The organism is Arthrobacter rhombi (assembly GCF_900163545.1).
Taxonomy (GTDB): Bacteria; Actinomycetota; Actinomycetes; order Actinomycetales; family Micrococcaceae; genus Arthrobacter_H; species Arthrobacter_H rhombi_A.
In genome coordinates this window covers 1-21,189 of sequence record NZ_FUHW01000014.1, presented here as the reverse complement: position 1 = coordinate 21,189, position 21,189 = coordinate 1, and the positions used below count along the sequence as shown (strand labels likewise).

Sequence of the window (21,189 nt, the reverse complement as noted above, 5' to 3'; positions counted from 1 at the left end):
CTGGAAACCAGAACTGGTTTCCAGGGGCCTTTTCATCACTCGCACCTTTTTGAGGTACTGACGAGCTTAGCCATGACAGCTGGGAGTCGGCTGTGCGGAGGGTAGGAGTTAACTGGCGATCCATCGCTGGGCGGAGCCCCCGGTTGTCTTAGAGGAACGGGCGCAAGGGGATCAAAATGACTTCGCTGACTTTGGCCGCCGGGTTCTGCTTGCTCCAGCCGGATAACGTCAGTTGCCGGCAATTGGTGCTGTCGACCAGGAAGATCCGCTCCATTTTTTCGGCGAATGCCGGATCGTGGATCTCCAGATTCGTTTCGTAGTTTCCGGTCAGGCTCAATCGGTCGATGTTGGCAGTGCCGATCGTGGACCATTGGCCGTCGATGGTGGCGGTCTTGGCGTGGATCATCGCGTTCCTGTACAGCAGCACGGAGATCCCTTCCCGCAGCATGGCGGTGAAGAACCCTCGGGCGAGCCAGTCGGCCAGGACGTGGTTGGAATCCTCCGGAAGGATCAGCCGGACGTCGACGCCCCGCCTGCTGGCGGCGAGCAGCGAATCAAGAATTTGCCGGTCCGGGATGAAATAGGCGGTGGTCATGTAGATCCGGTCGCTGGCCCGGTTAATGGCGTCGAGGTAGACGCCCCGGATGGGGTACACCAAATGGGAGGGCATGTTGTTGGCCGTACGAATGTGCGGATCCCAGGTCAGTGCGGGCTGGTGAGGGATTTCCGGCCGACCGCATACTGAGTTCCAGACATCCAGAAATGCCTGGCGCAGTTCCCAGACCGCGGGGCCTGTGAGGCGAAGATGGGTGTCGCGCCATTCGGTGGCGTACAGATCACCGATGTTATAGCCGCCGGCGAATGCGGTTTCGCCGTCCACGACCAGCAATTTGCGGTGGTCCAGGCCGGTGCTTCGCAGTGGGGTGAACAACCGGGAGGGGCGTAGCACGGGGAAGCGGTAGACCCGGATCTTGGGATGAAATTGGTAGAAGGAGCGGGGGACGACGAGGTTGGCGAAGCCGTCATAGATGACGAATACTTCGACGCCACGCCGGGCGGCCTCGTTCAAGGCTTCCTTGAACCGTTGCCCGGTCGCATCGGATTTCCAAATGAAGGTCTCAAGGAAAACGTGTTCCCTGGCGCCTCGGATGGCGGCCAGCATATCGGCGTAGAGGTCCTCACCGTAGGTGTAGATCTTCGTCTCGGATTCCTGGACGGGGGCATCGAAAACTCCTGGGCGCGGGAACCCGACCCGTTGGCTCCGTTGGCGGCGCTTCAGGGCATCGAAGATCACCAGGCCAGCAACAACCGTGGCCTGTACGGCTACGAAGGCCAGGGCCAGTCGGGTGGTCGTTTTTTTCAAACCCGCCATCACGGGGGCTGGTATCACGGAAGGCATGGTGCGAGTTTAGTCCGATGTCACCGCCGGCGGCCGTGCGACTCGTTGAGCCCGAGAAAACTGCGACGCGGGCGGCCCCGGGGCCTTGTCCGCGGATGCCCCGCAGCCGGTGAGCAGACGGGCGTTGATCAGGACCCCATGCAGGGGGTTGACGGTGCGAGTGTTCCCCCTCACACTGGATAGTATACGATTTAGTATATTAAGTCGGAAGTTGTGGACGATCGCCAATGACGTCGATGCACGGCCGAAGACAGGCGAGGACGCCGGATAGAACGGGACCAGAGACAGACGTTCCGGGAACCACCAGACCAGTCCAGGAGTGAATCATGAGCAGAGCACGGCTGGACGCGCACGCACGCAAGACCCAGCGACGCGTCGCCTTCGCCACGATCGTCGGCACCACCATCGAGTGGTACGACTTCTTCATCTACGCCACGGCGGCAGGCCTGGTCTTCGCCCATGTCTTCTTCGCCCCGGCAGGGGAGTCCATCGGCTTATTGCTGGCGTTCGCCTCCGTGGGCATCAGCTTCCTCTTCCGTCCCTTGGGGGCCTTCCTTGCCGGGCACTACGGCGACAGGATCGGCCGGCGCCCGATGCTGGTCATCACGCTGATCATGATGGGCGCCGCGACGACGCTCATCGGTGTGTTGCCGACCTATGAGACCGCAGGGATCCTGGCTCCCATCTTGTTGCTGTTGCTACGGATCCTGCAGGGGATCTCAGCTGGCGGGGAGTGGGGAGGCGCGGTGCTGATGGCCGTCGAACACGCGCCGGCGGACCGTCGCGGTCGGGCCGGTGCCTTCCCCCAGTTGGGCGTCCCCCTGGGCCTGCTGCTGGCGACCGGCGTCACCGCAGTGATGACCGGATGGATTTCCCCCGGCGAAGCCTTCGTCCAGTGGGGCTGGCGTGTTCCGTTCCTGCTGAGCGTCGTGCTGATCGCCGTCGGATACATGGTCCGTCGAGCCGTGGATGAATCCCCGGTGTTCCAGGAGATCGCGGAGAAGAAGCAGCAGACCAAAGTGCCGATCGCCGAACTGTTCCGCAAGCATTGGCTGTTGGTGATCCTTGCTGCGCTCGTCTTTGCGGGCAATAACGCCGCGGGATACATGGCCACCGGCGGATTCATCCCCAGTTACGCGACCAGCGATGCCGTGGGACTGGATCGGACGGACGTCCTGGTGGCCATGACCTTCGCCGCTGCCATGTGGTTCATCTTCACCTTCGCTGCCGGAGTGCTGGCCGACAAGATCGGACGCAAGCGCACCTACCTGATCGGCTTTGGCATCCAGTTGCTGATGGTCTTCCCGCTGTTCTGGATGATCGATACCGGCTCGTTGCCCCTGCTCTATCTCGCGCTGGGCCTGTTCACGATCGGGCTCGGCCTGACCTACGGGCCGCAAGCAGCGTGGTATTCCGAGATTTTCCCGGCCTCCGTGCGATTCTCCGGAGTATCGATCTCCTATGCCCTCGGGGCGATCCTGGGCGGGGCCTTCGCCCCGACCATCGCCCAGGCCCTGATCAACGCCACGGGCACCGGCGCATCGATTTCGGTCTATTTGCTGCTCATGACCGTTGTGGCCATCGCCGCGGTCATGATCCTGCGGGATCGGCCCGGGATCAATCTGTCGATCAATAATCAGGCCGAACAGGAGGTGGGGGCGACGGTCTTCGATCAGCGACGCGCCCCGGCGTTCCAGAAGAGCGGGGACTAGGCGCCCAGGCTGTGGAGGGGCCCGTGCCGGACCATGATCGGGCACATCAACAGCAGTGGGGGTCCGATCCTGCCGGTTCACTCTCTCCGCTGATCGCCGACATCGGCTGCTTGCAGGCATCGCCGCGCCAGGCCTCGAGTCCTTCGCGGAGGGCGACGACGGCGATGACCAGCCCTGCCACGGGGTCGGCCCAGGCCCAACCGAAGAGGGTGTTCAGGAGCAGGCCCAGAAGGACGGCGGCCGAGAGGTAAGAGCAGATCAGCGTCTGCTTTGAGTCGGCGATGGCCGACGCGGAACCCAACGCCTGACCCGTCCGGCGTTCCCACAAGCTGAGGAACGGCATGATCAGCAGACTGACGGCGGCCAAGGCGATGCCCACGGTGCTGTGTTCGGCTTCCCGGAGACCCGCGAGGGTCAGCACCGCATCGATGCTGATGAAAACCGCCAGGCCGAAGAAGGAAAAGGCGATCAACCGCAGCGCCGTCCGCTCGCGTTTCTCCGGATTCGGGACGGAGAACTGCCAGGCCACTGCCGCGGCGGAAAGGACCTCCACAATGGAATCCAAACCGAAGCCGAGCAGGGCCACCGATGAAGCTGCTGCCCCGGCGACCACGGCGATCACTGCCTCGATGACGTTGTAGGTGATCGTCAACGCCACAATCAATTTGATGCGGCGCTTCAGGATTTCGTGGGATTGGTATCGGTCCTGGGGAGTTCTCAGCATGTGCATCCGGGGCCTTCGCAGCAGTCGGGCTCCATGCGCAGCGCAGCCCTGAGGAGTTCGTCCATGGCGGCTGCCAGATGGGGATCACTGAGGCGATACCAGGAACGTCTGCCCTGGGGGATCGCCTCGACGAGGCCACAACCACGCAGGCAGGCCAATTGGTTGGACATGACCTGCCGGGAAACGTCGAGGGCGTCGGCCAGATCGGAGGGGTAGGCCGGCGCCTCACGCAGCGCCAGGAGCACACCGACGCGGGTGGGGTCCGATACTGCGTGCCCAAAGCGGGAAAGGGCGGCAGTATGCGAGGCGGTAGCGGTGGAGATCATCCATCCACAGTACAGCGTATGCTGAATTCACGAAACTCTTGACGGAGGGCCGTGTCAGGTCGTGGAGATCACCCAGAGTCCCCGGGTGGCTTCGGAGCGCAGCACTACCCGGGCGCCATCCTCGTGAGGTGTCAGGACCATGGAACCGGCGGTTTCGGCCTCCGCGATGTCAACCACGGCGCCCGGACGCAGCCCGTGCCGAGCGAGCAGTCGCAGCAATCCGGGGTTCTCGTCCGAGATGCGAGTGACCTCGTAGGTACCCGGTTCCGCTTCTGCCAGGTTGACCGCATGCGCCGGACGCCGCGTGGTTCCGTCGACGGTGGGGATCGGGTCGCCGTGGGGGTCGCGGGCGGGGTGTCCCAGCAGGGAGTCGATCCGGTCGATCATTTTTTCTGAGACGGCATGTTCTAAGTTCTCCGCCTCATCGTGGACCTCCTCCCAGGAGTAACCCAACGTACCCACCAAAAAGGATTCGATGAGCCGGTGCTTGCGGACCATGGCCACGGCATGGCGTTCTCCGGCGGCGGTCAGGCGGGCCGGTTTATAGGGTTCGTGGATGATCAGCCCCTGGGCATCCAGTCGGCGCATGGTGTCTGAGACACTGGCCGCAGTGGTCCCGAAACGTTCCGCCAGGGCCTTCCCGGTGACCGGCTCTTGGCCCCATTCGGTGGCCGACCAAATGACCTTCAAGAAGTCCTCAGCCACGCGGCTGATTTCCTCCTCGCCAGGACCCGGAGGTGGTGAAGCGTGTTCTTCAGTCATTGGGCACCCGTCACGGTCAAATAGATCAGCAGGAAGTTCAAGGCCACGATCGCCGCGGTAATCGCCCAGGCGAAGAGCTGGGTGCCGAAGCTGTTGATGAATTGGCCCATCACCGAGCGCATGCCGGTGTAGCGGACCAGGGGGATGAGGGCGAAGGGGATGCCGATGGACAGGAAGACCTGGCTGAGCACCAGTGCCCAGGTCGGGTCGACCCCCACGGTGAGGATGACCAGCGCCGGGATCAGCGTGCTGACCCTGCGCGCCAGCAGGGGGATCCGCCGCTGCAACAACCCCGACATGATGGCCGAACCGGCGTAGCACCCCACCGAGGTCGAGGCCAGGCCCGAGGCCAAGAGCCCGACGCCGAAGATGACGCCGATGACCGGCCCCAGCGCCTCAACGATGGCTCCATGGGCGCCCTGGATGGTATCGGTGCCCTCCACTCCGCGCAGGCTCGAGGCCGCCAGCAACAACATCGCGATATTGACCGAGCCGGCCACGACCAAGGCCAGGACGACGTCCCACCGATTGGCGTGCAATAGCCGACGGATTCCCGACTCGGTGTGTCCTTCACCGTGGCGGTCACGGGCCAGGGAGGAATGCAGATAGATGGCGTGCGGCATGACCGTGGCGCCGAGCATGCCGGCAGCCAGCAGGACGGTGCCGGCCCCCTCGAACCGCGGGACCAGGCCGCCGGCTGCTGCTCCCCAATCCATGGGGCTGACCAGCAGGCCTGCGACGAATCCGATGGTGATTAGCGCCAGCAAGGCCATGATCACCAGCTCAAAGGGGCGTTGACCATGTCGAGACTGGATAGCCAGCAGGGCCATGGACACGATGCCGACGATCAGCCCGCCCACCGGCAGCGGCAGGCCGAAAAGGATCTGCAGGGCAATGGCCCCGCCAATGACTTCGGCCAGATCGGTGGCCATCGCAATGAGTTCCGCCTGGCCCCAGAAGGCGAGACGGCCGCTGCGCGAGAGCCTGGTGCCGAGGATCTCCGGCAGCGACCTGCCGGTGACCAGGCCCAACTTCGCTGAGAGGTACTGGATCATCACCGCCATGACATTCGCTGCAACCAGCACCCAGACCAGCAGGTAGCCGTGTTGGGCGCCGGCAGTCAGGTTCGCGGCCACGTTGCCGGGGTCGACATAGGCGATGGCCGCGACAAAGGCCGGGCCCAGCAGCCACACCAGGCGTCGCTGAGGGTGTCCCTGCTGTTCCACGACAGACGGTGCCGCCGAACCAGCTCGTTTCATCACACGAATCCTTAGAGTTAAGTCAACTTAACTTATCTTCCGAAGGCCCGATGACGCCAGCTGTATGACGTGATTCGGACGTAGGCTGGACCCATGAACGAGAACCGGTATTCCACCCGCGGTGCCTATGTGAGTCACGGTGAGGAATTCACCCGCGACACGAACTACATCGATGATCGGATCGTCGCCCATCCGGAGGCCGTCCGGGCTTCCGGTGGCGAAGGCGGCGGATCCATCGGGGATCCGGAGGCCGGGTTGTCGGCCGGCGCACAGGTTTGGCCGGTGGAGGCCGGCCGGTACCGGCTCGTGGCTGCCCGCGCCTGCCCGTGGGCGAACCGGGCGCTGATCGTGCGCCGCCTCCTCGGGCTCGAGGAGGCGATCGGCGTCGGGCTACCCGGGCCGACGCATGATGTCAGGTCCTGGACCTTCGATCTGGACCCTGGTGGTCGAGACCCCGTGCTGGGCACCGAATGGCTGCAGGAGAACTTCTTCCGTCGCTTTCCCGATTACCCGCGGGGCATCACCGTTCCGGCGATCGTTGATATTCCCACCGGCGGCGTCGTGACCAACGACTATCCGCAGATGACACTGGACTTCTCGACCCAGTGGAGGCAGTTCCACCGTGCCGGGGCCCCCGATCTGCTGCCCGCCGGACGCTGGGAGGAGATGGCCCCGGTCATCAAGCGGATCTTCACCGAGGTCAACAACGGGGTCTACCGTTGTGGCTTTGCCGGTTCACAAGAAGCCTACGACGAGGCCTATCAGCGGCTCTGGACTGCCATGGACTGGTTGGAGGAACGCCTGGCCGGTCAGCGGTATCTGATGGGGGACACCATTACCGAAGCCGATATCCGTCTGTTCACCACGTTGGTGCGCTTCGACCCCGTTTACCACGGGCACTTCAAATGCAACCGGAATAAACTCACCGAAATGCCGGTGCTCTGGGCCTACGCCCGCGACCTCTTCCAGACGCCTGGGTTCGGGGACACCATCGATTTCGTCCAGATCAAACGGCATTATTACATCGTGCACGAGGACATCAATCCCACCGGATTCGTGCCGCAGGGCCCCGATCTGGCGAACTGGCTCCAAGCCCACGGCCGCGAGGCATTGGGGGGTTCCCCCTTCGGTTCCGGAACGGCGCCCGGGCCGGTGAGGGCCGGTGAGGAAGTCGCTGCCGGGCACAACCCGCTGTACCCCGGCTAAGGCCCGGCTACCGGTTGCGTCCGGGCTTCCTCTGAACGTCAAGACCCTTCAGGAACAGGTTTTTCTGCACCTGGTCCCAGCCGTCGGAGGTGAGTGCGGAGGCGTCGAAGTCGTCCGCTTCGATCTTGGCCGAGATCCCATAGAACGACGCGTCGAACGGCATGCCTCCGCAGACGATGTGATCTTCTTCAGCGATGATGAGACACAGACCCTCATCCGCCGTTGCGCTCTCAGCGGCGTCCCCGGAGGCCGCGCGGGCCACATAGAACGAGAGACCGTGCACCGTGGCAGCAAACCGCGGGGTATCTGGCTCAAAGCCGCCCACATGGAGCCCCGGCGGCAATTCATCCTGTGCGGTGGCTGGCTGATCGAGCAATTCGATGCTCTGGATCGCAGGGCTGCTACACCCGGCCAGTAGCGGCAAGGAGAGTGCCAGTAGTGGAACCAGAAGGTGACGTCGCATGGGGCCAGCGTCCCCGATGGGTAGAAATCTGGCTACCCCTCGCCCTCGAGATTCGGGTGGCGTGGGGGTGTCCTGCTGCTGTGGTCCAGGCCTTTGATGAACAGATTGCCCTGCACCCGTTCCCAACCGTCGGAGGTCAGCATCGAGGCGTCGAAGTCATCGGGGACGAGTTGGGCCGAGACGCCGAAGAACCGGGTTTCGAGGGGTGTGGGTCCGCAGGTGATGACCTCCGGTTCGGCCACGATGAGGCAGGCGCCCCAACCCGGGGGGAGGTTCCCCGTACCGCCCGACAGGGGCGGACGGGCCAGATAGAACGAAAAGCCTCCGGTCCGGGCGGCTAATCGGGTGGTGCCCGGCTGGAAACCCGCCACGGCGGCGTCCGGAGGCAGGGCATCCTTCGAGGTGGCCGGCCGATCAAGCAGAGCGATGCCAGGACCGGATGAACTGCAGCCGACGAATAATGGCAGGCACAGCAACACTAGTGGAGCCATCAGCCGACGGTACATCTGAGTCTCTTCCCCGGATCATGAATTTTCAGCCACCTTATCCGGAGCCACCGCGGAGCCGTGTTTTTATCGCCTCAGTTGTTGGCGACAAAAAACTCCAGTGCGGTTCCGTCGGGATCCTTCACGTTCAGAGCGAGCCCTGAATCGTCCTCGACGATTCCGCTATGTGCCATCCCCTGGGCCTCGAGATGGTCTTGCCATGCTTGCAGCCCCTTCCGGTCGGCCACGGCAAAACCCAGATGGTCCAGACCGGCCGCACGCGGGTTGAAGGCCTGGGCCCCACCACCGCCGTGCTGGGTCAAACCGACCATCGTCCCGTCGGGGAGGCGGAACATCCTGCGCACCAGATCGGGGCCTTCAAGGCTTCCAACCGGGGGCTGCGACCAGAGTTTTTCGTAGAAGACCGCGCTGGCCTCGAGGTCGGAGACCGTGATGGCGACGTGGTGGATTCCGCTGAATTCAGGCATGGCCCCAGTCAAGCAGACACGGGAGCCATGACCACACCTGAGGCGCTCTGAGCTTCGCCTGGGCAGTGATTCTTCGGGGCGCCGTGGCAGGATGGAACCCATGACGATTACCGCCGCAGCAGACGGCTCCGCGCTCGGAAACCCAGGACCGGCCGGCTGGGCCTGGTACGTCGACGACTCCGCGTGGCGGGCCGGTGGGTGGCCTCACGGGACGAACAACATGGGCGAACTGATGGCCGTGCTGGATTTGTTCCGTTCCACCGAGCATGTTGCCGAAGAGCACCTGCACATCCTGTGCGATTCCCAGTACGTCATCAATTGCATCACCAAGTGGATGCCGGGGTGGAAGCGCAAGGGCTGGAAGAAGGCCGACGGCAAGCCGGTGCTGAACGTGGACCTGCTCAAACAGATCGACGACGTCATCACCGGCCGCGACTACAGCTTCGAATGGGTCAAGGGACATGCCGGGCACTACCTCAACGAGGCCGCCGATGACCGGGCCCGGGCAGCAGCTACCGCCTACCAGACCGGGCGGGGCAGCGACACGGGACCGGGCTACCCGGGTTCCGGGCAGCCGGCAACCGACTCCGAGGCCACCGCATCCATCACTGTTGCTGAGCCGGCACCGGCTCCGGCCGAACGCCCGGAGCAGGACGATTTGTTCTCCTCCCTCGAGGACCCCTCGGAAACGGGCCGCGGGAGCGCGGAAATTGACGCCGTGGTCGCCCTGGAACGCGAGTTGCTGGACCCGCGGGTTCGCAGCGAAGTCGGCCAGCTGAACTTTCTGCTGCATCCGGACTACCGCGAAGTCACGGCGCAGGGGACGGTGAACGAACGAGATACGGCAGTGACCGTCTTGTCCTCGGGGGCCACGGACCTCCAGGAATCCACCGAACAGGAGGGCGAGGACGACGACGTCGTTCAGCAGGTCGGCTTATCGGCTTCGGCAGCCGCTCCCGGCAGTGAACGTGCCGTCGAGCTGCTCGAGGCCATCCGCTTGGGTGGGGAAGCCATCCACCTGACCTATCGGCTGGTCGGAACGGAATCGGCGCTCGCCGTCGGATCCCTCTGGCAGCGTGAAGAGCAACGGTGGCGCCTGCGTTTCCGCCAGGAAACACCAGAACTCTAGATCCCCGAACGCCGGGAAACCGTCCCCGGAACCGGCAGAGCCCAGGAGAGCACCGTGAACGACCCGCGATTCGCCCCCGTCACCGAACTGCTGGAATCCTTCGCCGCGGCAGACCCCGACTACTCGGCGCAACTCTGCGTCTACGCCGGCGGGCACCCCGTCATCGACCATGCCGTCGGGCCCCATGCGGAACTGGACTCGTTGACCGGGGTCTTCTCCGCCTCCAAGGGTGCCGCCGGCATGGTCATCGCCCTACTGGTGCAGGATGGCCAATTGGACCCCGGCGAGCCCGTCACCACCTATTGGCCGGAATTCGCAGCCCACGACAAAGGCACCATCACGGTAGCGGAACTGCTGAGCCACCAGGCAGGGCTACCCGGGGTCGACGGCGGCATGGAGGTGAGCCACTACACCGAATCCGCTCTCGGCGCGGCCCGCTTGGCCGACGCGCCAACGGTCTGGAAACCCGGGTCAACGCATCAATACCATGCGTTGAGCATCGGGATCTTCGCGGAGGAGCTGGTCAGGCGGATCACCGGGCAGACGTTGCAGCAGGTCTACGAAACCCGCATCCGGGCACCCTTCGGCATCGATTTCTACCTCGGCCTGCCCGACGGTGAGGAACCACGTTTCCGGGAGGTGCTCAAACCCGCGCAAACCCCTGAGCTTCCCTTCATTGATCCGTACGGTCCCCTGGGGCTGGCATTGAACTCCACGGCGGGCTTCGATATCGGCGAGGGCGTCAGCTACGACCTGCTGGACCTGCCCAACTACCGACGGATCAGGGCCTCGGGCCTCGCGGCCGCCGGCGGAGTGGCCAGCGCGCGCGGGCTGGCACGGCTCTACGCCGCGGCCAGCACCGGGGTCGTGCGGCAGGACGGGGCCGCCGACGGGCCCTTCCTGGCCGAGGACACGCGCCGGAAGGTGGCCGCCGAGCAGGTGTTCGGCATCGACCGGGCGAACGGGCTGACCGGGGCGTTCGCCCTGATGTTCATGAAATCCATCCCCCGCAACGACTTCGGCTCCTGGCAGTCCTTCGGCCACGACGGGGCCAACGCCACACTGGCCTACGCGGACCCCGCCTATGGCATCGGATTCGGCTATGTGCCCGCGCGGGCCGAGGAGAGCGGCACCGGTACCCGGGGTGGGCAACTCAGCGTGGCCGTCCGCCACGTCCTGCTCTCCCTCGCCGCCGGCTGAGGACGGACGAGGAATTCAGGCCGGCTGGTGCAAGGGCCAGGTCGTGGAGGCGAGCCATTCGCCGTCGTGCCCGCAGACCAGGACCGCGACCCCGAAGTCGCGAACGGCAGCATCCAGGGTGGATGCTCCGCCGGCAACAATCGCCTGCGACAGGACATCGGCGGTGACTATTTCCTCGGCCAGCACACTGACCTGCAAGTAGGCGTTCGGAGGGTGGCCTGCCTGAGCGGAGGTGGTGGCCAGTGCCGCGGTGAAGCCGGGGGTCCCTGCCATCGGCACATCGGCGACCAAGGACGTGGCATCGAAGGGATCGGTGATCCCGGCCCGCCAATGTCGACCATAGAACGGGTCGGTCCCGGCGGGTTCTGCCGGGAAGGGCGAACCGCTGCATAGGACGTCGCCGCCGACGGTCACCGACCAATGAGGCAATTCAAGGTCCATCATGGCCTGTCCGGCGTGGGCGACGGCCCAGCTTTTGACCAGACCGCTCAGGTCGACCGGTCCGGTGGCCGTATGAGGGGTGTAGGCGCCGTCGGTTGCCTGACGCCACATCGTCGCTTGTTCATAGAGCGAACGCAGCCGGCGATGGGCATAACGAAGCTCGATGTCTCCGCGGCGCAGGCCCTCCACCGGGCCGTGGCCGTTCACACCGAAGGAGGTGTGGGCGTCGGCGAAGACGCGTTGCATCGTCTCCACGGCGGCGTCGATCTCATCGGCCTCCAGCGGCGCGCTGATGCTGACCGTGGTGCCCAGTGCCTCGAACGTCCGGTGGGCCAGTTCCGGGACTTCGAGATCTGCCGTCATCTCAGCTTCTTCCTCTGCGAGGTTCATGCCCGGACACCGTCGGCAACCGGAGGGCCCGGCCTGCTGATCAGCTGGACCGGCTCCGAGCCGCGCAATTGTTGGCGGCGCACACTGGACAAGGTCGAGGGCGCCGCAGCCAGCCGGGTCGTCGTTGCCGCCGAGGAACCGCTCGCTGCCGACCCGAGACGGTAGGGGGCAGGAGTTGGCGTTGCCTGGGCGACCGGTGGTGTCCCGCCGACCCAACCGGCGGCCAACACCCCGGCGGATGCCACGGAAGCGAAGATGGCCTGGCGGATGTTCACGAGGTGGTCCTTTCGCGGACGGATTCCTGTCGGTAGTGCATGAAACCAGCCTGTCGAACCGAACTGTGAAGACCCTGTGACAGGGCCCCCAGATGGCTCCGCCGTCGCATTTTTCGCCGAGGGCGGATTCACGCCGGTCTCCGGCGGGCATCCGTGCCACGGCGGACGTAGGGTGGACTGGTGGAATTCGAGAAACGGTATTTGGCCCTGGGCGACTCCTTCACCGAAGGCGTCGGTGATGAGGACCCCACCCGTCCCCATGGCGTCCGAGGCTGGGCCGACCGGGTGGCCGAGCAGCTCTGTGCCGCCGATCCCGCTTGGGGTTATGCGAATCTGGCCGTCCGCGGCAAGAAAATTCGTCAGGTCATCGACGAACAGCTCGAGACGGCGTTGGCCATGGAACCGACCCTGGTCACGCTCTACGCCGGGGGCAACGACATCCTGCGCCCGCGCGTGGATATCGACGCCCTCATGGCCGGATACGACGATATGGTGTCCCGTCTGCGCGCCTCGGGGGCCGCCGTCGTCCTCTTCACCGGTTTCGATTCCTCCGGCTCGGCGGTCTTCGGCAAAACCCGCGGACGGACCGCGATCTACAACGAATGGGTGCGTGAAGCAGCCGATCGCCATGGTGCCGTCATCGCCGATTACTGGCGCTGGCGCGAATTCAGCGACTTCAGGTACTGGGCGGTGGACCGGCTGCATATGGGCACCCCCGGGCATACGCTGATGGCCAAGAAGATGCTGGCCCTGCTCGAGAGCACCGATGCGATCGCGACCCCTGAACTGGACACCGCGACGGCACGAACCCGGAGGGAACAACTCGCTTCCGACGCCCGTTGGGCCCGCGAATTCGTGGTGCCGTGGATCGGACGCCGTGTGCGGGGGACCTCCTCGGGGGACTTGATGGGCCCCCGCTACCCCGGCTACATCCGGCTCTGAAGGACGGCGCAGTGGTTGACTGATGGCCATGAGGCAATCCAGTAAAGTAAACCAGCACGACGGCGAACCGCATGAAGGCGGGGGGCTGGCCGAACGGCTGAACTGGCTGCGCGCCGGGGTCCTGGGTGCCAACGACGGGATCGTCTCCACCGCCGCCGTGGTGGTCGGGGTGGCCGGAGCGACCACGGCCACCGGACCGATCCTGGCCGCCGGTGCCGCCGCATTGATCGGCGGAGCGGTGTCCATGGCGCTGGGCGAATACGTTTCGGTCTCCAGTTCTGCGGATTCGCAGCATGCCCTGATTGCCCAGGAGCGGAGGGAACTCGAGCAGATGCCCGAGGAAGAGCTCTCCGAACTGGCCTATCTTTATGAGCAGAAGGGGTTGAGTGCCGCCACGGCGCAGAGGGTTGCCAGCGAACTCACCGCCCATGACGCCCTAGGGGCGCACCTCGAGGCGGAACTCAAGATTGACCGCGACGATGTGGTCAGCCCATGGAGTGCCGCGGCGGCTTCCGCGGTGTCCTTCACTGCCGGGGCGTTACTGCCCTTTCTGACGGCCGTCCTCTTGCCCGTCGACTGGAGGATCCCCGTGACCTTCCTGGCCGTGCTGTTCGCCCTCGCGGCGACCGGAGGCATCGGCGCACGTCTCGGGGGAGCTCCGATGCTCAAACCGGTGACACGGGTAGTGGTCGGTGGGGTCTTGGCCCTGGGGGCCACCTTCCTCATCGGCACCTGGCTGGGCCAGAGCGGGGCCGTTGGCTAGCGGGATCAGCCCTGCTTGATGACCTGGGTGCCGCCGGCGAACTGATCGAACCAACTCTGGCGTTTCACGGTGTCGCTGTTGATGGTCACCGCGATCACGATCGCGGCGGCCAGCGAAGCGAGCGAACCAAGGATGGAACCGATGAGCGGCAGGATTCCGAGGATCCCGAACCCCATCCAGATATTGCGCTTGATCGCCTCGGTCATATCCGGGTGGCCACCGTTGGCCCCGACGACGTGCAGTTTCATGATCATTTTGCCCACGGTCTGTCCCCGGCTGGACTCCATGAAGGCGAAGTAGCCGACGTAGATGACGGCGCTAACTACCGCCGATACCGCCGTCGCACCGAAACTTCTGCCACCGAGCCCGAATCCGGCACCTCCGGCCCCCATGATCGCGCCGGTAATGATCAGGCCGACGACCAGGAAGTTGACGATCAGCAGGATGACGCCGTCGATCAGCCGGGCCAGGAACCTATCGGTGAGCTCCCCGGGGCGTGTACCCGTCGGGGGCATGGCGGGGCCGGTGGGTTGGGGCGGGGGAGGTGTTGGATCGCTCATGGCCCCACCATACGCAAGGATGCGCCCCAAGACCATGGTTGGACATGATCTTCATTTTCGGGCTGAGTAGGCTATATGCGTTTCCCGTCACGCTTGGTGGATGGTGGAGGGGGAGCCTGGCGGGCGGGGTGCCGGCGGTCCTGTGCGTAGGAGGCAGCCGCCGTGGAACGCCGCCGTCCGTAGGACAGGTAGGCGACGGCGCCGAGCGCCATCCACAGTCCGAAGACGGTCCAGGTGGTGCCCCCGAGGTTGGCCATCAGGAACACGCAGCCGGCAACCGCGAGGATCGGTGTCACCGGGTAGAGCGGAACACGGAAGGTACGGGGCAGATCCGGGCGGTTGCGGCGCAGATAGATGACCGAAAGACTCACCAGGCTGAAGGCGAAGAGCGTGCCGATGCTGGTGGCGTCGGCCAGCTCGCCCAACGGCACCAACCCCGCGGTGACCATGATGATCCCGCCGGTGATCAACGTGTTCACCACAGGGGTTCCGGTCCGCGGGTTGAGTTTGCCGAAGATGCGGGGAACCATCCCATCGCGGGACATGGCCACCAGCACACGGGTCTGGCCGTAGAGCACCGTGATGACGATGCTGATGATCGCCACCACCGCACCGACGGAGAAGACCAGGGCCACCCAGGCCTGGCCGGTGATCTCTTCGAGGACCTGCACCAGGGCGGCCTCCTTGCCGACGAACCACTGCCAATCCTTGGCGCCGACGGCGGCGATGGCGACCAAAATATAGAGCACGGTCACGATGATCATTGAGGCGATGATGGCCCGCGGTAGATCGCGTTGGGGGTTCACCGCCTCCTCGCCGGCGGTCGATGCGGCGTCGAAGCCGATGTAGGAGAAGAACAGGCGGGCAGCCGCTGCCGAGACCCCAGCGGTGCCCATGGGCAGCAGCGGGGCGAAGTTCCCGGTCTGGAAGGCGCTGAAGGCGATGACCACGAAGAAGAGCAGCACGAGGATCTTCACGAACACCAGCACCGTGTTCACCGTCGCGGACTCCTTGGCCCCGCGCATCAGCAGGACCATGGCCAGGGCGACCACCAGGACGGCGGGAACGTTGAACAGGCCGCCGTCGGCTCCGGGGGGATTGGTCAGCGTCGCGGGCAGGTCCAGCTGGAAGACCCCGGCAAGTTCGTTGACGTACTCCCCGGCGCCCACGGCGATCGCGGCCACCGAGACCCCGTATTCGAGCAGCAGGCACCAGCCGCAGATCCAGGCCAGGCCTTCGCCCATGGTGGCGTAGGTATAGGAGTAGCTGGACCCCGAAACGGGGACGGCGCCGGCCATCTCCGCGTAGGACAGGGCCGAAAGCAAGGCGGCGATCCCGGCGATCGTGAAGGAGATCCAGACGGCTGGTCCGGCCATCGGTACCGAGGAACCCAGGACGACGAAGATGCCGGTACCCAGCGTGGCGCCGACGCTGATCATGGTCAGTTGCAGCACACCCAGGGTTCGGCGCATGGTCCCGCCACCGGAACCATGGCCAGCGTCGGCCTGCAGTGTTTCGACGTCCTTGCGCAGCAGGAGCTGTCGGCCCAGCGTCAAGGGCGGGCGGAGTGAGGGTGGGGCAGAAATGCCCGAGGCAGGATGGTTCGATGAAATCTGCAACTGCGTCCTCGGCGGGTTCGGGTGGACCCGCGGTTAGGCGGCGCCCGTCGGATCGCGGCAGGTGCCGGTGTCGGCAAATGAACTTACATATTTTCGCACCACCATGCATGAATATGAAAATCGGCGTTCTGTCCCGAAGGTTGTCCGTGGCATGGATCTCCACGTATCATGAAGGGGTGCCCATCAGGGCACACGCCTATGACTTGCGGCGGGAGAGTCCCGTCAGATCCACTGGCGGGCGCCGTAGGAGCAATACCCTCCCCGGGAATCTCTCAGGCACCCGTACCGCCGCGCAGAGGCAACTCTGGAAAGAAGACGCATCGCCGGCCGGGGGCACCTGGCCATCAAGCGAAGCGCTCACCGACGGTGCAAGCCGCGGCCGGGACACCGGACGTAGCGGAATCTCTCAGGTCCAATACAGAGTCGGGGAGGAACCGAAGCTCATTCGGTGTGCACCACACATCGACCACACTTGGAGTTCCCCTGATGACCGAGACCACGGCCCGTCCCACCACCAGCACCGCCGGCGAACTTTCCTTCGCCGACCGTCATATCGGCCCCCGCGGCGACGCCACCGAGACCATGCTCCGGCAGCTCGGCTACGCGACCCTCGACGACCTCGTCGACACCGCAGTGCCCGCAGACATCCGCCAGGCGAAGCCGCTGGATCTTCCGGCCGCCCGCTCGGAGGCCGAGGTCCTTGATGACCTGCGTGCCATCGCCGCGAAGAACATCGTCAAGACCCAGATGATCGGCCAGGGGTTCTACAACACCATCACCCCGCCGGTCATCCTGCGCAACGTCCTCGAGGACCCCGCCTGGTACACCGCTTACACCCCGTACCAGCCGGAAATCTCCCAGGGCCGGCTCGAGGCCCTGCTGAACTTCCAGACCATGGTCTCCGACCTGACCGGACTGCCGATCGCCAATGCCTCGCTGCTCGATGAAGCATCGGCCGTCGCCGAAGCCGTCCTGCTCATGCGCCGTGCCAATAAGGCCAGGGCGGAAGCCAAGACCGTCCTGGATGCCGATCTGTTCCCGCAGACCATCGCCGTGGTGAAGGGCCGCGCCGAAGCGCTGGGCTTCGAACTCGAAATCGCCGACCTCTCTCAGGGGCTCCCCGACGGCGAGATCTCCGGCATCGTGCTCCAGCAGCCGGGCAACTCGGGCCGCGTCGTCGATCAGACGGCAGTGATCGCCGCGGCCAAGGAGCGCGGCGCGATGGTCACCGTCGCCGCCGACATCCTGGCCCTGACCCTCATCGTCCCGCCGGGCGAGCAGGGAGCCGACATCGCCGTGGGCAACACCCAGCGCCTGGGCGTCCCGCTGTTCTTCGGCGGCCCGCATGCCGCCTACATGTCGGTGCGCGACGGCCTGGTGCGCTCACTGCCCGGTCGCCTGGTCGGAGTCTCCAAGGACGACACCGGACTGCCCGCCTACCGGCTGGCCCTGCAGACCCGTGAGCAGCACATCCGCCGCGAAAAGGCCACCTCCAATATCTGCACCGCCCAGGCACTGCTGGCCATCACCGCCTCGATGTACGGCGTCTACCACGGCCCCGAAGGCCTCAAGGCGATCGCCCAACGCGCCCACCTGCGCGCCGGTGCCCTCGCTTCGGTACTCGGCGACGCAGGATTCGCCCTGGCCAACGAGTCCTTCTTCGACACGCTGACCCTGCAGGTCCCCGGCCGGGCCAATGAGCTGGTGACCGCCGCCGAGGAACACGGCATCAACCTGCGCCGCCTGGACGCCGACACCGTGGGCATCTCCACCGATGAAACCACCACCACCGCCCACCTGGTGGCGATCGCCGAAGCCTTTGGCGTTGCCGACGCCGCCGGGGCCGTCGAGGCCGCCGAAGCTGCCGTCACCGAGGCGCTGCCCTCCGACGTCGTGCGTTCGAGTGAGTACATGACCCACCCGATCTTCCACACGGTCCGCTCCGAAACCCAGATGCTGCGCTACCTGCGCCGCCTCTCGGACCGCGACCTGGCGCTGGACCGCACCATGATCCCGCTGGGCTCGTGCACCATGAAGCTCAACGCGACCGCCGAGATGGAATCCATTTCCTGGCCGGAGTTCGCCTCCATCCACCCCTACGCCCCGTCCCACCAGACCCAGGGCTGGCGTGAACTGATCGAGGACCTGGAAGCACGCCTCTCGGCCATCACCGGCTATGCGGGGGTCTCCATCCAGCCCAACGCCGGTTCGCAGGGCGAATACGCCGGCCTGCTGGCCATCCGCCAGTACCACCTGGCCAACGGCGACGCCGAACGCACCGTCTGCCTCATCCCCGCCTCGGCGCACGGCACCAACGCCGCCTCCGCCGTCCTGGCCGGACTGAAGGTCGTAGTGGTCAAGACCGCAGCCAACGGCACCATCGACTCCGCGGACCTGGACGCCAAGATCGAGGCGAACCATGATTCCCTGGCGGGCATCATGATCACCTACCCCTCCACCCACGGCGTCTACGACGCCGATGTGCGCGAGGTTTGCGATAAGGTCCATGCCGCCGGTGGCCAGGTCTACATCGACGGCGCCAACCTCAACGCCCTGGTCGGCCTCGGACAGCCGGGCCAGTTCGGCGGCGACGTCTCGCACCTGAACCTGCACAAGACCTTCTGCATCCCGCACGGCGGCGGCGGACCCGGCGTCGGTCCGGTCGCCGTGGCCGAGCACCTGGTCCCGTTCCTGCCCGGCGCCCCGGCCGGCGAAGCCACCGAGCGCACCGGCACCGCCGTCGCGGCAACCACCTACGGTTCGGCCGGCGTGCTGCCCATCTCCTGGGCCTACGTGGCCATGATGGGTGCCGAGGGTCTGACCAACGCGACCAAGAACGCGTTGCTGACCGCCAACTACGTGGCCTCCCGGCTCAACGAGTACTTCCCGGTGCTCTACACCGGCAATCAGGGCCTGGTCGCCCACGAATGCATCCTCGACCTGCGCGATGCCACCGCCAAAACCGGCATCACCGCCGAGGACGTGGCCAAGCGCCTGATCGACTACGGCTTCCACGCCCCGACGTTGGCCTTCCCGGTCGCCGGCACCTTGATGGTGGAGCCGACCGAGTCCGAGGACCTGGCGGAAATCGACAGGTTCATCGACGCCATGATCGCTATCCGGGCTGAAATGGAGCAGGTCCTGGCCGGCGAGTTCACGGCCGAGGAATCCCCGCTCCGTTTGGCCCCGCACAGTGCGGCAGCCGTCGTCTCCAGCGACTGGGACCGGGCCTACACCCGGGAACAGGGGGCCTTCCCGGTCCCCGGGCTGCGCCAGGACAAGTACTTCGCCCCGGTGGGACGCATCGACGGGGCCGGCGGCGACCGGAACCTGATCTGCTCCTGCCCGCCACCCGAGGCATTCGAAAACTAACCCGAATCCCCGGAACCCGACGAAAGGCAGCCTGAGCTGTGAGCACCGATACCACCACCACGCCGAAGCAGACGCCCCTGCACGGCGAACACGAGGCCCTGGGCGCGAACTTCACCGACTTCGGCGGCTGGGACATGCCGCTGAAGTACCGCTCCGAATTGGCCGAACACCAGGCGGTGCGCGAAGCCGCGGGCCTCTTCGACCTCTCCCATATGGGCGAAGTCCGGGTCGAGGGTCCCGAGGCCGCGAAGTTCCTGAACAGTGCCCTGGCAGGGAACATCGCCATCATGAAGATCGGCAAGGCCAAGTACTCGGTGATCTGCAACGCCGAGGGCGGGATCATCGACGACCTGATCACCTACCGTCGCGCCGAAGACACCTTCCTCGTGGTCCCCAACGCCGGCAACGCCGACGTCGTGGCGGCGGCCCTGGCCGAACGCGCCGCAGGCTTCGACGTCACCGTCACCGACGAATCGGCGGATACCGCGCTGATCGCCATCCAGGGCCCCGCAGCCGCGGGGATCCTCACCGGGCTGGTCACCGGCACCGACGTGCAGACAGTGAACGAGATGAAGTACTACGCGGCAGACGACGTCACCGTCGCCGGGATCAACGTGATGCTGGCACGCACCGGCTACACGGGCGAGGACGGCTTCGAGCTCTACCTGCCCAACGCCGAGGCCGTCGCCTTGTGGAAGGCACTGCTCGAGGCCGGAACCGAGGCAGGGCTCACCCCCGCCGGACTGGCCAGCCGTGACTCGCTGCGACTGGAAGCCGGAATGCCACTGTATGGCAACGAGCTGTCCACGGACATCACCCCGTTCGACGCCGGCCTGGGACCGATCGTCTCCTTCAAAAAGGAAGAGGATTTCCTCGGGCGCAGCGCACTGGAAGCGAAAAAGGCCGAAGGCGTGGCACGCAAGCTCGTGGGCCTGAAGGGCCTGGGGCGTCGAGCCGGGCGTTCGCACTACGCTGTGATGAAGGACGGGAACGTTGTCGGTGAGGTCACCTCGGGTCAGCCCAGCCCCACGCTGGGTTACCCGATCGCGTTGGCCTACGTCGATGTCGAACTCGCCGAGGTCGGCACCGCACTGGACGTCGACCTGCGCGGCAAGCCGCAGCCCTTCGAGGTTGTCGCCCTGCCGTTCTACGCCCGCCAGAAGTAAACCCCCACACGTACTGGAATCCAGAGACAAGGACAACACATGAGCAAGGTTCTTTCGACCCTCCGTTACTCCGCCGAGCACGAGTGGGTTGACGACTCCACCCCGATCAGGGTCGGGATCACCCAGATTGCCGCCGACGCCCTCGGCGACGTCGTCTACGTCGACCTGCCAGAGGTCGGCTCGACCGTCACTGCCGGGGAGACCTGCGGCGAAGTCGAATCCACGAAGTCGGTTTCCGATCTCTACGCGCCGGTGACCGGCACCATCGTCGAGACCAACCCGGCCGTCGAGGACAACCCGGCACTGCTGAACGAGGACCCCTACGGTGGCGGTTGGCTGTTCACCGTCGAGGTCTCCGAAGAGGGCCCGCTGCTTTCGGCAGCCGACTATGCCTCGGCCAACGGCGGCGATGTCGAGTGACCATCGAATCTGCACAGGTCGTCTCCTCGAGCCTGACGGCCCCGCTGGCGGAGCTTGATCCCGAGGTCGCTTCGCGGATCGATGCCGA

Annotated in this window: 21 protein-coding genes and 1 riboswitch; of the genes, 9 read left to right on the top strand and 12 right to left on the bottom strand. The window is 65.5% G+C overall.

Going from position 1 to position 21,189, the window contains the following annotated elements:
* Positions 1-148: 148 nt before the first annotated feature.
* Complete coding sequence (locus FM101_RS02855; RefSeq protein ID WP_241895450.1) at positions 149-1,399, bottom strand: phospholipase D-like domain-containing protein; 1,251 nt, start codon at positions 1,397-1,399, stop codon at positions 149-151.
* Between the two features lie 326 nt (positions 1,400-1,725).
* Here FM101_RS02855 and FM101_RS02850 point away from each other — a divergent pair, with 326 nt between their 5' ends.
* Positions 1,726-3,111, top strand: a complete 1,386-nt coding sequence (locus FM101_RS02850; RefSeq protein ID WP_086995168.1) for an MFS transporter — start codon at positions 1,726-1,728, stop codon at positions 3,109-3,111.
* 46 nt (positions 3,112-3,157) lie between these two features.
* Here FM101_RS02850 and FM101_RS02845 read toward each other — a convergent pair whose 3' ends face one another.
* From FM101_RS02845 to FM101_RS02830, 4 genes are read right to left on the bottom strand one after another with little or no spacing between them, the layout of a single operon-like run.
* The gene (locus tag FM101_RS02845; protein ID WP_086995165.1) at positions 3,158-3,835 is read right to left on the bottom strand and encodes a cation transporter; all 678 of its coding nucleotides are present in this window, start codon (positions 3,833-3,835) and stop codon (positions 3,158-3,160) included.
* Positions 3,829-4,161, bottom strand: coding sequence for an ArsR/SmtB family transcription factor (locus FM101_RS02840; RefSeq protein ID WP_198962448.1), 333 nt, complete (start codon positions 4,159-4,161; stop codon positions 3,829-3,831). Before FM101_RS02840 ends, FM101_RS02845 begins: the two co-directional genes overlap by 7 nt.
* Positions 4,162-4,215: 54 nt before the next feature.
* Positions 4,216-4,866: a metal-dependent transcriptional regulator gene (locus FM101_RS02835; RefSeq protein WP_241895449.1), complete on the bottom strand. Its 651-nt coding sequence runs from the start codon at positions 4,864-4,866 to the stop codon at positions 4,216-4,218.
* A 53-nt stretch (positions 4,867-4,919) separates the two neighbouring features.
* Positions 4,920-6,182, bottom strand: coding sequence for an Nramp family divalent metal transporter (locus FM101_RS02830; protein ID WP_086995159.1), 1,263 nt, complete (start codon positions 6,180-6,182; stop codon positions 4,920-4,922).
* A 93-nt stretch (positions 6,183-6,275) separates the two neighbouring features.
* Here FM101_RS02830 and FM101_RS02825 point away from each other — a divergent pair, with 93 nt between their 5' ends.
* Positions 6,276-7,388, top strand: a complete 1,113-nt coding sequence (locus FM101_RS02825) for a glutathione S-transferase C-terminal domain-containing protein (protein ID WP_086995156.1) — start codon at positions 6,276-6,278, stop codon at positions 7,386-7,388.
* 7 nt (positions 7,389-7,395) lie between these two features.
* On the opposite strand, the gene FM101_RS02820 is transcribed toward FM101_RS02825, so the two are convergent.
* From FM101_RS02820 to FM101_RS02810, 3 genes are all read right to left on the bottom strand, one after another.
* On the bottom strand, positions 7,396-7,851 hold the full coding sequence (locus FM101_RS02820) for a hypothetical protein (protein WP_086995153.1): 456 nt from the start codon (positions 7,849-7,851) through the stop codon (positions 7,396-7,398).
* A 32-nt stretch (positions 7,852-7,883) separates the two neighbouring features.
* Positions 7,884-8,342 carry a hypothetical protein gene (locus FM101_RS02815; protein WP_143269182.1) on the bottom strand — a complete coding sequence of 153 codons (459 nt, stop codon included), beginning with the start codon at positions 8,340-8,342 and terminating at the stop codon, positions 7,884-7,886.
* An 89-nt stretch (positions 8,343-8,431) separates the two neighbouring features.
* Positions 8,432-8,824 carry a VOC family protein gene (locus FM101_RS02810; RefSeq protein ID WP_086995148.1) on the bottom strand — a complete coding sequence of 131 codons (393 nt, stop codon included), beginning with the start codon at positions 8,822-8,824 and terminating at the stop codon, positions 8,432-8,434.
* A gap of 100 nt (positions 8,825-8,924) precedes the next feature.
* On the opposite strand from FM101_RS02810, the gene FM101_RS02805 reads away from it, so the two are divergent.
* Both FM101_RS02805 and FM101_RS02800 read left to right on the top strand, forming a co-directional pair.
* Positions 8,925-9,953, top strand: a complete 1,029-nt coding sequence (locus tag FM101_RS02805; RefSeq protein WP_086995145.1) for a ribonuclease HI family protein — start codon at positions 8,925-8,927, stop codon at positions 9,951-9,953.
* Positions 9,954-10,007: 54 nt separating this feature from the next.
* Positions 10,008-11,153 (top strand): serine hydrolase domain-containing protein, encoded by a 1,146-nt coding sequence (locus FM101_RS02800; protein ID WP_086995142.1) that lies wholly within the window; start codon positions 10,008-10,010, stop codon positions 11,151-11,153.
* Between the two features lie 15 nt (positions 11,154-11,168).
* Here FM101_RS02800 and FM101_RS02795 read toward each other — a convergent pair whose 3' ends face one another.
* Positions 11,169-11,984, bottom strand: a complete 816-nt coding sequence (locus FM101_RS02795; protein ID WP_158225972.1) for an FAD:protein FMN transferase — start codon at positions 11,982-11,984, stop codon at positions 11,169-11,171.
* Positions 11,981-12,259, bottom strand: coding sequence for a hypothetical protein (locus FM101_RS15690; RefSeq protein ID WP_158225971.1), 279 nt, complete (start codon positions 12,257-12,259; stop codon positions 11,981-11,983). The genes FM101_RS02795 and FM101_RS15690 overlap by 4 nt, the downstream gene beginning before the upstream one ends.
* A 180-nt stretch (positions 12,260-12,439) precedes the next feature.
* Between FM101_RS15690 and FM101_RS02790 the strand changes: the two genes are divergently transcribed.
* Positions 12,440-13,201: an SGNH/GDSL hydrolase family protein gene (locus tag FM101_RS02790; RefSeq protein WP_086995137.1), complete on the top strand. Its 762-nt coding sequence runs from the start codon at positions 12,440-12,442 to the stop codon at positions 13,199-13,201.
* Positions 13,202-13,229: 28 nt separating this feature from the next.
* Entirely contained in the window at positions 13,230-13,964 is a 735-nt protein-coding gene (locus tag FM101_RS02785) for a VIT1/CCC1 transporter family protein (protein ID WP_241895448.1), read from the top strand.
* 5 nt (positions 13,965-13,969) lie between these two features.
* On the opposite strand, the gene FM101_RS02780 is transcribed toward FM101_RS02785, so the two are convergent.
* Positions 13,970-14,524 (bottom strand): RDD family protein, encoded by a 555-nt coding sequence (locus FM101_RS02780; protein WP_198962447.1) that lies wholly within the window; start codon positions 14,522-14,524, stop codon positions 13,970-13,972.
* A 71-nt stretch (positions 14,525-14,595) separates the two neighbouring features.
* Complete coding sequence (locus FM101_RS02775; protein ID WP_428844136.1) at positions 14,596-16,137, bottom strand: amino acid permease; 1,542 nt, start codon at positions 16,135-16,137, stop codon at positions 14,596-14,598.
* Positions 16,138-16,342: 205 nt separating this feature from the next.
* A riboswitch (glycine riboswitch) is annotated at positions 16,343-16,441 on the top strand.
* Positions 16,442-16,629: 188 nt separating this feature from the next.
* Here FM101_RS02775 and gcvP point away from each other — a divergent pair.
* The 3 genes from gcvP to gcvH are packed head-to-tail and all read left to right on the top strand — an operon-like array spanning position 16,630 to position 21,101.
* Complete coding sequence (gene gcvP / locus FM101_RS02770) at positions 16,630-19,515, top strand: aminomethyl-transferring glycine dehydrogenase (RefSeq protein WP_086995131.1); 2,886 nt, start codon at positions 16,630-16,632, stop codon at positions 19,513-19,515.
* A gap of 38 nt (positions 19,516-19,553) precedes the next feature.
* A complete protein-coding gene (gene gcvT / locus FM101_RS02765) occupies positions 19,554-20,681 on the top strand; it encodes a glycine cleavage system aminomethyltransferase GcvT (RefSeq protein ID WP_086995129.1) in 1,128 nt (375 codons plus the stop codon).
* A gap of 39 nt (positions 20,682-20,720) precedes the next feature.
* Complete coding sequence (gene gcvH / locus FM101_RS02760; protein WP_086995126.1) at positions 20,721-21,101, top strand: glycine cleavage system protein GcvH; 381 nt, start codon at positions 20,721-20,723, stop codon at positions 21,099-21,101.
* The last annotated feature ends 88 nt before the right edge of the window (positions 21,102-21,189 follow it).